The organism is Altererythrobacter ishigakiensis (assembly GCF_001663155.1).
Classification (GTDB): domain Bacteria; phylum Pseudomonadota; class Alphaproteobacteria; order Sphingomonadales; family Sphingomonadaceae; genus Erythrobacter; species Erythrobacter ishigakiensis.
In genome coordinates this window covers 696298-709859 of the sequence record NZ_CP015963.1, presented here as the reverse complement: position 1 = coordinate 709859, position 13562 = coordinate 696298, and the positions used below count along the sequence as shown (strand labels likewise).

Below are 13562 nucleotides of genomic sequence, written 5' to 3'. Positions count from 1 at the left end.
ATCTCACCCCTTTATGTGCGCTCTGTCCATGGACGGAGCAATCCTATCCACATGATCCCGCAGGCGTATCCGCGCTGCTCAACTGGTTGAAAATGTGGAGCTTAGCCCTTCGGTTTGCGACCACGCGAACCGGGAGCTGATTCGTGGGTAACCCGCGCAAAGACATTTGCCAAGTGTTTATCTGAGAATCAGCGCTCGTGGGCGATCTGCCAGATCGCGCCGAAGTTCCACTTGAAAGCCGCTTTCCTCAGCAATTTGAGTGACCTGCATCGCTTGGGAAGCCCCGATCTCAAGCACAGCTATCCCTCCTTCTGTCAACAGTTGACGCAGTTGCGGGATAATCACCAGGTAGTCGTCAAGCCCTTCTTCGCCGGCAAACAATGCGCTGGCAGGCTCGAAATCTCGCACATCCGGCGCGAGTTGCGCCGTGGTTTCGACATAGGGCGGGTTGGCAATGATGAGATCGAATTGGCCCAGGCCATCGGACCAGCCGGGCTGGTGCCAGTCTGCATGCAGAACATGTGCGCGCTCTTGCAGCCCCAGCCTGCCCGCATTGGCAGCAGCAACGGCAACTGCCCCTAGCGATGCATCGATCCCTACACCTTCCAGTCCAGGCGTTTCAGCCAGAATCGTAAGCAGCAATGCGCCTGATCCGGTCCCCATATCGAGCACCCGGGCCGCCTGAGGAGCCTCCTGAAGGCCTGCATCAATCACGCTCTCGCTGTCGCTGCGCGGGATGAGTACGTCGGGTGTTACGATGAATGAACGGCCGTATAACCATGCTTCGCCCAATATGTAAGCGATAGGTTCGTGCATTGTGCGACGGCTGGCCAGTTCCACGAATTGTTCCGGTACCGCATCCTTCATGTGCCTCAGAAGCATGTCCGAACGCGTAACGCCTAAGGCATGCGCCATCAGCAGTTCAGCATCAAGCCTTGCAGTATCGCTGGTTTCTGTCAGCTTTGCCGTTGCTTCGCGCAGGGCGTTTGCAACGCTCATTCGGTCATCGCAGCCAAGCGTTTGGCTTCATCCTCGGCGATCAGCGCATCGACCAATTCGCCCAGACCGGGCCCCGCCAGAACCTCGTCAAGCTTGTGCAACGTCAGTCCAATCCGGTGATCGGTCACCCGCCCCTGCGGGAAATTGTAGGTGCGGATGCGTTCGGACCGGTCACCCGATCCAACCATCGCCTTGCGGGCAGCCGCTTCTTCGCCCTGTGACTGTTCGCGCAAGTGATCGTACACCCGCGTGCGCAAGACCTGCATCGCCTTGGCTTTGTTCTTGTGCTGGCTGCGCTCATCCTGCTGTTGCACCACAATCCCGGTTGGCAGGTGCGTGATCCGAACCGCAGAGTCAGTGGTGTTGACGTGCTGACCGCCGGCGCCCGAGGCGCGGTAGATATCGATCTTGAGGTCTTTGTCTTCGATCTCGACATCGACCTCATCGGGTTCGGGCAGCACCGCCACGGTCGCCGCCGAGGTATGGATGCGCCCGCCGCTTTCGGTCACGGGCACCCGCTGCACGCGGTGCACCCCGCTTTCAAACTTCATCTTCGCGAAGACGCCGGTGCCGGTAACATTGGCAACGATTTCCTTGAAGCCGCCGACTTCGGACGCGTTCATGCTGACTGGCTCGACCCGCCAACCCTGCTCCGCTGCGAACCGCTCATACATGCGATAGAGATCGCCTGCGAATAGAGCAGCTTCGTCACCGCCAGTCCCTGCACGAATTTCCAGCATGGCAGGCTTGCTGTCGGCGCTGTCCTTGGGAAGCATGGCGATCGCGAGTTTTCGCTCAGCTTCGGGCAGCTTCGCGCGGATCTCCGCCAGCTCTTCCTCGGCCATCGCCTTCATTTCGGGATCGCCAAGCATTTCTTCGAGGCCCGCGATCTCCTCGCGCATCGACTTTACGTCTGCCGCGACCTTCGCGACCGGCTCCAGCTCGGCATAGTCGCGGCTTGCCTGTACAAAGGCTTCGCCTTCGAGCGTGCCCGAGGCCATGCGCGCTTCAAGCTCGGCAAAGCGATGCGCAATCTGGTCAAGACGTTCCGCGGGTATTTGCATTAGTCGAGATTCAGCTCGCGCAGCGAGGCCGCCAATTCATCACTGTTGGCAGCCGCCTCATCATAGCGCAGCCGGCGTTCCCCATCGCTCATCGCCAGGATTACGCGACTTCCTACTTTGACCGCTTTGTCAAAACGCTTTTTCTTGCCGCCTGAAGCGATGAATTCAGCGGATAGTCCCGCCTTGCGGATTGCCGAAACTGCAGCCTGACCTTCACCAGTCATCTCATCGTCCTCAACTACGACGACAACGTCGGCTCTCTCTTGTTCTCGATCACCCACCAGCATCGCCAGCCGTTCGATTCCGGCTGCCCAACCGACCGCAGGTGTCGGCGCGCCGCCTAGGCTTTCCATCAGCCCATCATAGCGCCCGCCACCAAGGATCGTGCTCTGGCTGCCGAGCTTGCCAGCCGCTTCCGAACCTTCATCAGGAATGAATTCAAACGCCGTGTGGCGATAGTAGTCGAGCCCGCGCACCAGGCTTTCCGCGCGGGTCCATTTGACGCTCGCTGCATCCAAGCCAGACGTCACCGCCTCGAAGAATGCCTTCGCTTCATCGGACAGAAACGCGTCGATCTTCGGAGCGTCAGCTACAAATTTCTGATCGCGACGATCCTTTGAGTCGAGAATTCGCAGCGGGTTTTTCTCCAGCCGCTCCTGCGAATCCTCGGAGAGTTCGTCCTTCACGGCTCGGAAGTGCTCGACCAATGCCGCACGCCAGGCATCGCGGCTTTCCGCATCGCCCAGCGTGTTGAGGTGCAGCGTTACGCCTTCGATCCCCAGTTCGCGAATAATTTGATTCGCCATTGCAAGCAGTTCGACATCGGCCTGAGGTTCCGCCGCGCCGATTATCTCCGCATCAATCTGGTGAAACTGGCGATAGCGGCCCTTTTGCGGGCGCTCATAGCGGAACAGCGGACCGTGAGTTGCGACTTTCAGCGGGGCATGCTGCTGCCAGCCATTGGTCAGGAAAGCGCGCGCAATCCCTGCGGTGAATTCAGGGCGCAGGGTGAGCGAATCCCCGCCGCGATCTTCGAACGAATACATCTCCTTCGACACGACATCTGTCGTCTCACCGATCGCGCGGCTGAACACTTCGGTTTTCTCGAACACGGGCATCTCGACCCGGCGAAACCGGTAAAGCTTGCGCACACGCTCGAAGGTTTCGACCACGAAGGCGAAAGCTTCCGCATCTGCGCCGAAAATGTCCTGTGTGCCGCGAATAGCTTGTGGAGTGTTCTTTCCCATGGTTTGCGCGATTACGACCAAGGAATGGCTTTCGCAATGGCGCATCTGTCGCTAAAGGCCGCTCACATTCAATCTTGCGCTGCATTTGGGGAGAGGGGCAGCGCTGCAAACACGAGACCATTATGCGTATCGACAAGATCCCCGCCGGCGCCAATCCGCCAGAAGACCTCAACGTCATCATCGAAGTTCCGACCGGCGGCGAACCGGTGAAGTACGAGTTTGACAAGGAATCGGGCGCACTGTTCGTGGACCGTATCCTGCACACGCCGATGCGCTATCCGGCGAACTACGGCTTCATCCCGCACACCCTATCGCCCGACGGTGACCCGCTAGATGCGCTGGTCATTGCTCGCTCGCCATTCATTCCGGGATGCGTTGTCAAATCACGCCCGATCGGGGTGCTCAATCTGGAAGACGAGCATGGCGGTGACGAGAAATTGATCTGCGTGCCGGTCGACACGACTTTCCCGTATTATTCGGATGTGGGTGAAACCAAGGATTTGCCGTCAATTATCTTCCAGCAAATCGAGCACTTTTTCACGCACTACAAAGATCTCGAGGCCGAAAAGTGGGTGCGCGTGGGCAATTGGGGCAACGCAGAGGAGGCCCGCCAGGTGGTTGTAGAAGCTATTGAGCGGGCGCAATCGGCAAAAGCCTGATCACGCTGAAGCTCACATCAGCGCAGCGATACCTTTGAACAGCATCGTAAGCGCAAAAGGCAATCCGATCGCGAGAAGCCAGAGCATAGTCAGATCGCGCTTGAATGCGCTTTCATAGGACATGTCCGCTGCTTGCTCATCGGTCAGGTTCCGCCAGCGCCGTTCGAACTTTCGACAGGCCGGAATTATCGCCCCCACCAGCACGACGAGCGCGAACAGCGCCAACATCTTCATGCCGGTTTCTTTCATTGCGCCCATCGTCGCAAAGATCTGCAGGCCGGTATAGACCAAAAGCGCATAAGCGACATGGTCGCTCATCTTCTTGCGCCAGTCATGCGCGTATTCGCGTTTCCCCGCTGAAGCCGTCTCGTGACTCGAGTACGTGTCGTTCATCGCAAAGGCTCTCCCCAAAGCTCCTCAATGTTTGAGGAATATCACAGAGTGTTGCCATCTTTGCAAGGGCGCTAACCAAGACATCGCTGCAGCAAATCTGACGCTACATGCATAAATCTTGCCAAATCCGCGAAATCGGGGGTTTTCTGGGTGTGCGGGAATGCTAAAGCTGGCGCACATGGACAAGATAGAGACATTGGACGAGGTTGATGGCGCAGCCAGTTCGGACGCCGAATCGCGTGTCGTCATGCCAAACGGTGGCCTCGAAGTGGTCTCTATCGCCAAAAGCTATGACAAACGCGCCGTTCTTACCGATATCTCCTTGCATGTGGCCAAAGGGGAAGTGCTCGGCTTGTTAGGCCCGAACGGCGCCGGCAAGACAACGTGCTTCTATTCGATAATGGGTTTGGTGAGGCCGGATTCGGGTCGGATCCTGATGGACGGTGAAGACGTCACCAACCTGCCGATGTACCGTCGTGCAATCTTGGGCCTGGGGTATCTGCCGCAGGAAACGAGCATCTTTCGCGGGATGACTGTAGAGCAGAACATCAACTGCGTGCTGGAAATGGTGGAACCCGATGCCGAAACCCGCGCGCAGGAGCTGGAGAGGCTACTGGATGATTTTGGTCTGACCCGGTTGCGCGAAAGCCCTGCGATGGCACTATCCGGCGGTGAACGCAGACGCTGCGAAATTGCGCGAGCTCTCGCGGCCAAGCCATCTATCATGCTGCTCGACGAACCATTTGCCGGGATCGATCCGCTCTCAATCAGTGACATTCGCGATCTGGTAAAAGACCTGAAGCAGCGCGGTATCGGGGTTCTGATTACCGACCACAACGTGCGCGAAACGCTGGATATCGTTGACCGCGCATGCATTATCTATGGCGGACAGGTGCTGTTTGCAGGGTCTCCGCAGGATCTTGTTGCGGATGAGAATGTTCGCCGACTCTATCTTGGTGAGGGCTTTACGCTTTAGTTCCCATGGCTTTGGGTCCTCGCCTAGACCTCAGGCAATCACAATCGCTGGTGATGACGCCGCAGCTGCAGCAGGCAATCAAGCTGCTGGCGCTGTCCAATCTCGAAATTGAAGCCTTCATCGGCCAGGAGCTGGAAAACAATCCATTGTTGAAAGCCGGCGAAGTCTCGCGCGAAGCGGACAGTAATGAGCCAGGCGATGATATCCCGCGCGACGAAATGACCGCCGATGTGCTGATCGGCCAGGGCCAAGGCGAAGCAGAGGCACCCACTGACCTGGACGTGCATGCGCTCGATCGGGATTATGACACAGGCGATGCAGAGTGGGGCTCTGCTCACATAAGCGGCGGGACAGGCGATGACTCACTAGGCATCGAAGAGCGAAATTCCGCTGAACTTAGTCTGGAGGAACATCTTCAGCAGCAGATCGGCGCCTACTGCGATGATCCGAAAACGGAATTTATTGCCCGGCACATAATCGGCTTGCTCGACGACGCGGGTTACTTGTCATTTTCGCTTGGCGAAGTGGCAGGTGATCTCGGGGTCACCTTGGCGGACGCTGAAGAGGCACTGGCTCGGGTCCAGAGACTTGAACCGACAGGTGTTGGTGCGCGCTCCTTGAGCGAATGCCTGGCCATACAGGCCCGTGAAGCCGATCGCTATGATCCTTGTATGCAGCGGTTGATCGAGAATCTCGATTTGCTGGCGCGTGGCGAGCTTCCACGACTGAAGCGCATGTGCGACGTCGATGATGAAGACTTCGCGGATATGCTGAGCGAGTTGCGCAGCTATGACCCAAAGCCGGGGTTGGCGCACGGATCCAGCAATGCAGGTGCGGTTGTGCCCGACGTCCTCATTTCGGCGAAGGAAACTGGCGGGTGGGACATAAAGCTCAACGAGGACACTCTGCCCAGACTGATTGTTAATCGCGGCTATATGCTGGAGCTGCAGCAAGGCGCCGGCGCGAATAAGGATGCAGAGCGCTGGCTCAATGAAAAACTCGCTGATGCCAACTGGCTGATCAAGGCACTCGATCAAAGGCAGAAGACGATACTCAAGACCGCTGCCGAAATCGTAAAACGACAAGAGGGCTTCTTTCTAAGAGGAGTATCCGAGCTTAAACCGCTTACGCTGAAAATGGTCGCTGATGAAATCGACATGCACGAAAGCACGGTCAGCCGCGTTACCAGCAACAAATTCCTTTCTTGCGAACGTGGAACGTTTGAACTCAAGTATTTTTTCACCAGTGGAGTGGCCTCCAGCGACGGCGAAGGGGCTTCCTCCGAAGCGGTCAAAGCCCGGATCAAGGCGTTGATCGATGCAGAGGATCCGAAAAAGATCCTGTCCGATGACACTCTGGTAACAATGCTTAAGGCCGAAGGCTTCGATCTGGCCCGTCGTACCGTTGCCAAATATCGCGAAGCGATGGGGATCGGATCATCTGTTCAACGGCGCAGACAAAAGAAACTGGCGGGTCTCTGAAACGCTATCTTCAAGGGGACAGCACGCCATTCTGTTCCACTTTGGTTGAATTACCCCCTGTGACTCAAAAGACTCAGTGTTTATCCGAAGTCATGCGCGATCCCCGTTTACGGTAAATTAACCTTTTTCGTTGAGACCTCGTGTGGTTAATTCACGGCAACCACTCTTTAGGAAGGGTTACCACAAGTCTGGGGCAAAGGGGGAAACCACCCATGCGCGTGTTATTGATTGAGGACGAACCGACAACAGCAAAGGCGATCGAGCTGATGCTGACGACTGAAGGTTTTAATGTCTACTCGACTGATCTGGGCGAAGAAGGCTTGGATCTGGGCAAGCTGTATGATTACGACATCATCCTGCTGGACCTGAACCTGCCGGACATGCACGGCTATGACGTGCTAAAAAAACTGCGTGTCGCCAAGGTGCAGACGCCGGTTCTGATCCTCTCAGGCATTGCCGAAATGGACAGCAAGATCCGTTCATTCGGTTTTGGTGCTGACGATTACGTCACGAAGCCATTCCACCGCGAAGAACTGGTTGCACGTATCCATGCCGTGGTGCGCCGCTCGAAGGGCCACAGCCAGTCGATCATTCGCACTGGCAAGCTGGCGGTGAACCTCGACGCAAAGACTGTGGAAGTCGACAATGCGCGGGTCCATCTGACTGGGAAGGAATACGCGATGCTCGAGCTGCTTTCGCTGCGCAAGGGCACGACGCTGACCAAGGAAATGTTCCTCAACCACCTTTATGGCGGGATGGATGAGCCGGAACTCAAAATCATCGACGTCTTTATCTGCAAGCTGCGCAAGAAATTGAGCCTGGCATGCGGCGGTGAGAACTACATCGAAACCGTTTGGGGCCGCGGCTATGTGCTGCGCGATCCGGAAGAGGCTGCCGAGGCAGCTTAAGTCTTCACAATTGGACGGGAAACAGGCGGCCCGCTTCTCAAACGAGAGGCGGGCCGCTCGCTGTTTATAGGTTTAGTTAGTTAGTGCACGCTGGAAATCGGCGCCGCTCGGCTGCTGAAAAATCTTCAGGTCAAACTCTGGCAATATCGCCAGCAAGTGATCAAAAATGTCTGCCTGAATGCCCTCGTATTCATTCCAGTTGGTCGTATTTGTGAAGCAGTAGATTTCTATCGGCAGCCCTTCTGGTCCGGGCGGCAATTGCCGAACCAACAGTGTGAAGCCCTGATCATTGATCTTGGGATGGCTCTGCAGATAGCCGATAATGTACGCCCTCAGCGTCCCGATATTCGTGATCCGGCGCGCATTGACAGCGTCCTCACCGGCCAATTCACTCTCGTTCCAATCGGCAATCTCTTGCTTCTTCGTTTCCAGATAGTCGCGCAAAACGCGAAACCGCGACAAATCAACGACTTCCTCGTCGTTCAAGAAGCGGACCGAGTTTTGGTCGATGGTCAAAGAGCGCTTTATCCTGCGCCCCCCGGCATCGCTCATCCCGCGCCAATTGCGATAGGCATCTGAGACTAGGCGGTGCGTCGGAATCGTGGTGATGGTCTTGTCGAAATTCTGCACTTTGACAGTGTGCAGTGAGATGTCGATCACATCACCATCGGCATTCATGCTGGGCATTTCGATCCAATCGCCCACGCGCAGCATATCGTTGGTGGTCAGTTGTACCGACGCGACCAATGACAAAATCGTGTCCTTGAATACCAACAGAAGCACTGCAGTAACGGCACCAAGCCCTGACAAGAGCAGCAGCGGTGACTCGTCGATAAGGACAGAGATCATGATGATCGTAGCGCCGCAAAGGACCAGGATCTTTATGACTTGGATAAAGCCCTTGATCGGGCGATTCTTTGAGCGAGGAAGCCGTTCATAGAGCTCATTGGCGTAAGCCAGAGCAAGCACGATCGCCATCGCAACTGACACCACAATCAGCGCTTGCGCGATGTTCTTGACCGCATCGTAAACCTCGGCCGACAAGTGCGGAACGTATGTAATTCCGCGCGATATGACGAGCAAGGGCGCAACAGTTGCAAGCCAGGCTGCCGCTTTGTCGATCGTGTTGGTCTTGCCGTCGAGATATGGCTCGGCAATCCTCAGGATCACATCCTTAAGCACATAGTTCACAGTGAGCGAGATCAGCGCGAGCGCCAGGATCCCGATAGCCGTTTGCACCCAAGGCGCGAGCTCGGAAATGTAAGTGGTGATCTGTTCCATGTGCCTCGCGATATAGGCTCTTGGCCGCACGCCTCAACCCGCCACGTTGCGTGATGGCTGGACAATTCGCTCAAGCTTCGCCAATCGGCTGCGCCATGTCAGCGTTTAAGGAAGGCGATCCGACAACTCTCAACCGGCTTTATGGACGGAGCCAGGGCAAACCGCTGCGCGCCCGGCAACAGGCGCTCGTGGATAATCTCTTGCCACAAATAGCAGTGCCGGCGGCAGGGCCGGTGACAAGCGAGACCCTGTTCGGACATGATCGCCCGTTGCATCTGGAAATCGGCTTTGGCGGAGGCGAGCACCTGGCCTATCGCGCCGATCTGCTACCCGATCACGGTTTCATCGGTGCAGAGCCCTTCGTGAATGGCGTTGCACAAGCCCTCACCCATGTTGAAGAGCAGCGCTTACCCAATGTCCGCTTGCATTGGGGCGATGCCATCGACGTGCTCCAACGGATTCCCGACGGTGCGCTGACCATGCTCTATCTGCTGCATCCAGACCCCTGGCCCAAGAACAAACATGCCAAGCGCCGAATGATGAATGACGGCCCGGTCAAGCTGTTCGCGGACAAGCTGAAGCCGGGCGGCGAGTTCCGCTTTGGCACCGATCACCCGGTCTACCTGCGCCACGCCCTGATGGTGATGCAGCGCCATACGGACAAATTCGAATGGCAGGTCAAAGGGCGCGAGAGCTGGGAAAACCGCCCGTCGGGCTGGTGCGAGACGCGTTACGAGCACAAGGCGCGCACGGTCTACGGGCACGAGGTGTGGTATTTCCGCTATCGAAGGTTGCCCTAGTTTGCGACTGCGCGTCGCATCATAGATCGCCCAAGGGTTTCTAATTATTCAACAATTACCCCTAGCCGACGTGACCAGTCAATCTGGGCATGGAGCCCGTGTCCGGATCAAACCTGTTCCGGAATGGGGCCGCATCTTATGCTTAAAGCAGTTCGCAACGTCGGAATTTTCTTTCTGGTCATCGGTTTGATCCCCGCCAGCATCGGCGGCTGGAAGCTAGTATCGAACTATCAGATTGCAGCTGAGGGCTCGCAGGCGACGGGTACGGTTATCAGATTGAAACGGACCATTCGCCAGCACAAAAGGCCGAGGGGAAGAGATCTACCGGTAATCGAATTTCGGGACGCCAGCGGTGCGAAACACATTTTTACTGGAGCCCTCGGTTTGGGAGACCCTGACTATGCCCGCGGGCAACGCGTTAGAGTCATTTACAGTCCAGGGTCACCTAGCGACGCCAGGATCAACTCCTTTGGTAGTCTCTATCTCTTTTCGATCTGGACATTGGGCTTCGGTTTGCTGTTCGCAGGCGTCGGTGTCGCGAGCATGGGTTATTATCGTCGTCGCCTCCGCGTGATTGATGAACTGATGAGAAATGGCTTGCGGGTTCAGGCTGAGTTTCAACATTGTATCAGGGATAAGCGCGCCAAAAAGGGCAAGGACAGCCCCTTCTACGTATTCGCTCAGGCTAGAAATCCATCAACCGGAGAGATCGCACGTTTCAAGAGCCTGCCAATCTGGAAGGACCTCACACCAGTCCTTCGGGGAAAGACAGTGCCTGTGCGGGTCGATCCTTCAAACCCCAAACACTACTTTGTCGATCTGAGCCAATGGATCAGCGAAGACGAGTTCGCTTAGGCCAGCCAACTACGCTCACTCACTGCTCCACGTAAATGTGAAGTCGACCATGATTTCGCTGGAGATCGCCTCTAAGGCCTCCTGAACGTCTTCGGGGGAGACATCGTCGGGCAATGTCACTGACACTTCAGCGCGGAAGAGATGCTCCCCGCTCCACGCAGCAGAGGCTTCTCCGCTGGACAGGCTTTCGATATTGGCGCCCATCTCGGCCAGGATTGCCGTCACCTGTTTGATAATACCAGGTCGGTCCTGCCCCACCAATTCGAACAGAAGCCGCGACCGATTGTCTTGAGGCGCAGCGCCTGCAGGGTTGATGACAACATTGAGGCCCGCAGCATCGATCGCTTGAACCTGGTCAACCAGCTTGGCGACATTGCCCGGCTCCAGCTCTACCAGAACCGAACCGACATAAAGCCCGCCCAGCCGGCTCAAATGCCCCTCTTTCCAATTGCCGCCCGCTGCCAAGACAGCTTCGGAAAGTGCCGAGGTAAGTCCAGGGCGATCGCTGCCCGTTACAGATAAGACTATGCGTGTGATCTCGCTCATAGGCTCAATCCACCACACCAGCCGCAGCCAGTACCGCCAGCGTCAGCACATCGGGCGCAATTGCCGTCATGGGTGCGATCTGGATCGGCTTCTGCATCCCCACCAGCATTGGCCCAATGGTCGATGCACCCGCCAATTCGCGCAGCAACTTGGCAGACAGATTGGCTGATTGCAGGCCAGGCATCACCAGCACGTTGGCGGGCGCAGACAGCCGGCTGAATGGGTAGAGTTCCATGACCTTTGGATTGAGCGCCGCATCAGGCGCCATTTCACCTTCATATTCAAAGCCCGGTTTCTCTTCGTCCAGAATCGACACCGCTCCGCGAATACTGTCGAGCCATTTGCCGGACGGGTTGCCGAAGGTCGAATAACTAAGGAACGCCACGCGTGGCTCATGACCAAGACGTTGTGCGACCTTCGCTGTCTTTCGGGCAATATAGGCCAGCTGCTCTGAACTGGGTCGTTCATTGATCGTTGTATCGGCCAGAAACACTGTGTAGTTCTTGCCGATCATCAAATGAATGCCGAACGGGATTTCGTCAGTCTTCGGATCAAGCACCAGGTTCACTTCGCGCGCGGTCTGCGCGAAGGTTCGCGTTAGGCCAGAAATCATCGCATCGCCGTGGCCGAGCGCAACCAGCAGCGCGGCGAAAACGTTACGCTCTTGATTGACGAGGCGTCCCACGTCGCGCTCGGTATATCCGCGACGCTTCAGGCGCTCGTAAAGGAAATCGTTCATCGCCGGGACGTGCTCGGACGTCTTCGAGTTCTGGATTTCAAAGCTGTCGATGTCATCGACGGCCAGTTCTGCCAGCTTCGCTTTCACTTTCTCCGTCCGTCCGACCAGAACCGGCGTGCCATACCCGAAATCACGGAACTGGATCGCGGCACGCAGCACCACATCCTCTTCGGCTTCTGCGAACACCACGCGCTTGGGATTCGCCTTGGCTGTCTCATAAACCTGCGTCAGGACGGACGTGGTCGGGTTGAGGCGTGCCTTCAAAGAATGGCGATAGGCGTCCATATCCTCGATGGGCGCCAGCGCGACGCCGGAATCCATCGCGGCCTGTGCCACCGCTGATGACACCACTTCCATCAAACGCGGATCGAACGGTGCAGGAATAATGTAATCCTCGCCGAAAGATTGCGTTTCCCCGTAAGCCGCCGCCACTTCTTCGGGCACGGTTTCACGCGCAAGCTCCGCAATTGCACGTGCAGCGGCGATCTTCATCTCTTCATTGATTGTCGTGGCTTGCACGTCCAGCGCGCCGCGGAAAATGAAGGGGAAGCCAAGCACGTTATTCACCTGGTTCGGGAAGTCCGAACGCCCAGTGGCGATGATGGCGTCAGGCCGCACAGCCTTGGCCTCATCGGGCATGATCTCCGGTGTGGGATTGGCCATGGCGAAGATAATCGGCTTGTCAGCCATCTTCTCGACCCACTCGGGCTTGAGCGCCCCGGCTGCGGATAGGCCGAGGAAGATATCCGCCCCTTCAAGCGCTTCCTCAAGGCTGCGCGCCTCTGTTTCGACGGCATGCGCGCTCTTCCACTGGTCGACATTATCGCGCCCCGGATAAATCGGGCCGGAGCGGTCGCACACGATCACATTCTCGTGCCTGATACCCATGGATTTGGCGAGCGAGGTACAGGCAAGCGCAGAGGCCCCTGCCCCGTTAACCACCATCTTGCAGTCCTTCAGCTCGCGCCCGGTAAGATGGCATGCGTTGATCAGGCCCGCGGCCGAGATGATTGCGGTCCCGTGCTGGTCATCATGCATGATCGGGATATTCATCCGTTCACGCAGCGCCTGTTCAATGATGAAGCATTCAGGCGCTTTGATGTCTTCCAGATTTATCCCGCCAAAGCTGGGTTCCATCAGCGCGACTGCTTCTATGAAAGCGTCCGGATCTTCAGTTGCAAGCTCGATATCGATCGAGTCCACATCGGCGAACCGCTTGAACAAGACGGATTTACCTTCCATCACCGGCTTTGACGCCAAGGCGCCAAGATTACCCAAGCCAAGGATTGCAGTGCCGTTTGAAATCACCGCAACCAGGTTTGATCGCGCAGTATATTTCGCCGCTAATTGCGGATCTTCAGCAATCGCTTCAACCGGTGCGGCAACCCCCGGCGAGTAGGCCAGGCTGAGATCGCGTTGCGTCGCCATCGGCTTGGACGCAATAATCTCGATCTTACCCGGACGGATTGTCTCATGGTAAAATAGCGCTTCGCGGGTCGTGAAACTCAGTTTCTTCTTATCGGCCAAGGCCTACCTCCGTGTCCTGCGCGTGCTCTAAACCAGCAATCAAGAGAGCGATAGGGGAAAGCTGCCTATCGCCCGTATCGAATCGGC

At 56.9% G+C, this 13562-nt stretch carries 13 protein-coding genes; 6 read left to right on the top strand and 7 right to left on the bottom strand.

All coding sequences use genetic code 11. The features are described from left to right. Positions 1-177: 177 nt before the first annotated feature. The 3 genes from prmC to hisS are packed head-to-tail and all read right to left on the bottom strand — an operon-like array spanning position 178 to position 3310. Positions 178-999 (bottom strand): peptide chain release factor N(5)-glutamine methyltransferase, encoded by an 822-nt coding sequence (gene prmC, locus A6F69_RS03500; protein ID WP_067597416.1) that lies wholly within the window; start codon positions 997-999, stop codon positions 178-180. Next, complete coding sequence (gene prfA / locus A6F69_RS03495) at positions 996-2063, bottom strand: peptide chain release factor 1 (protein ID WP_067597413.1); 1068 nt, start codon at positions 2061-2063, stop codon at positions 996-998. Before prfA ends, prmC begins: the two co-directional genes overlap by 4 nt. Next, positions 2063-3310: a histidine--tRNA ligase gene (gene hisS, locus A6F69_RS03490; protein WP_067597410.1), complete on the bottom strand. Its 1248-nt coding sequence runs from the start codon at positions 3308-3310 to the stop codon at positions 2063-2065. The genes prfA and hisS overlap by 1 nt, the downstream gene beginning before the upstream one ends. Positions 3311-3432: 122 nt before the next feature. Between hisS and ppa the strand changes: the two genes are divergently transcribed. Beyond that, on the top strand, positions 3433-3969 hold the full coding sequence (ppa, locus tag A6F69_RS03485) for an inorganic diphosphatase (protein ID WP_067597407.1): 537 nt from the start codon (positions 3433-3435) through the stop codon (positions 3967-3969). Positions 3970-3981: 12 nt separating this feature from the next. Here the strand turns inward: ppa and A6F69_RS03480 are convergent, their stop codons facing one another. Further along, positions 3982-4362: a hypothetical protein gene (locus A6F69_RS03480; protein ID WP_067597404.1), complete on the bottom strand. Its 381-nt coding sequence runs from the start codon at positions 4360-4362 to the stop codon at positions 3982-3984. Between the two features lie 247 nt (positions 4363-4609). Here A6F69_RS03480 and lptB point away from each other — a divergent pair, with 247 nt between their 5' ends. The 3 genes from lptB to ctrA all read left to right on the top strand — a co-directional run bounded on the left by lptB (position 4610) and on the right by ctrA (position 7727). Then, positions 4610-5338 (top strand): LPS export ABC transporter ATP-binding protein, encoded by a 729-nt coding sequence (lptB, locus tag A6F69_RS03475; RefSeq protein ID WP_245638316.1) that lies wholly within the window; start codon positions 4610-4612, stop codon positions 5336-5338. Between the two features lie 5 nt (positions 5339-5343). Then, positions 5344-6819: an RNA polymerase factor sigma-54 gene (gene rpoN, locus A6F69_RS03470; protein WP_067597401.1), complete on the top strand. Its 1476-nt coding sequence runs from the start codon at positions 5344-5346 to the stop codon at positions 6817-6819. Between the two features lie 212 nt (positions 6820-7031). Next, positions 7032-7727, top strand: coding sequence for a response regulator transcription factor CtrA (ctrA, locus tag A6F69_RS03465; RefSeq protein WP_067597397.1), 696 nt, complete (start codon positions 7032-7034; stop codon positions 7725-7727). Between the two features lie 72 nt (positions 7728-7799). On the opposite strand, the gene A6F69_RS03460 is transcribed toward ctrA, so the two are convergent. Beyond that, positions 7800-9008, bottom strand: a complete 1209-nt coding sequence (locus tag A6F69_RS03460; protein ID WP_067597394.1) for a mechanosensitive ion channel family protein — start codon at positions 9006-9008, stop codon at positions 7800-7802. Positions 9009-9103: 95 nt separating this feature from the next. On the opposite strand from A6F69_RS03460, the gene trmB reads away from it, so the two are divergent. Next, positions 9104-9808, top strand: a complete 705-nt coding sequence (gene trmB / locus A6F69_RS03455; RefSeq protein ID WP_067602375.1) for a tRNA (guanine(46)-N(7))-methyltransferase TrmB — start codon at positions 9104-9106, stop codon at positions 9806-9808. Positions 9809-9946: 138 nt separating this feature from the next. Continuing rightward, the gene (locus A6F69_RS03450; RefSeq protein WP_067597392.1) at positions 9947-10663 is read left to right on the top strand and encodes a DUF3592 domain-containing protein; all 717 of its coding nucleotides are present in this window, start codon (positions 9947-9949) and stop codon (positions 10661-10663) included. A 15-nt stretch (positions 10664-10678) separates the two neighbouring features. On the opposite strand, the gene A6F69_RS03445 is transcribed toward A6F69_RS03450, so the two are convergent. Continuing rightward, positions 10679-11209, bottom strand: coding sequence for a glycine cleavage system transcriptional repressor (locus tag A6F69_RS03445; protein WP_067597389.1), 531 nt, complete (start codon positions 11207-11209; stop codon positions 10679-10681). A 4-nt stretch (positions 11210-11213) separates the two neighbouring features. Next, a complete protein-coding gene (locus A6F69_RS03440) occupies positions 11214-13475 on the bottom strand; it encodes an NADP-dependent malic enzyme (RefSeq protein WP_067597385.1) in 2262 nt (753 codons plus the stop codon). Between the last annotated feature and the right edge of the window lie 87 nt (positions 13476-13562).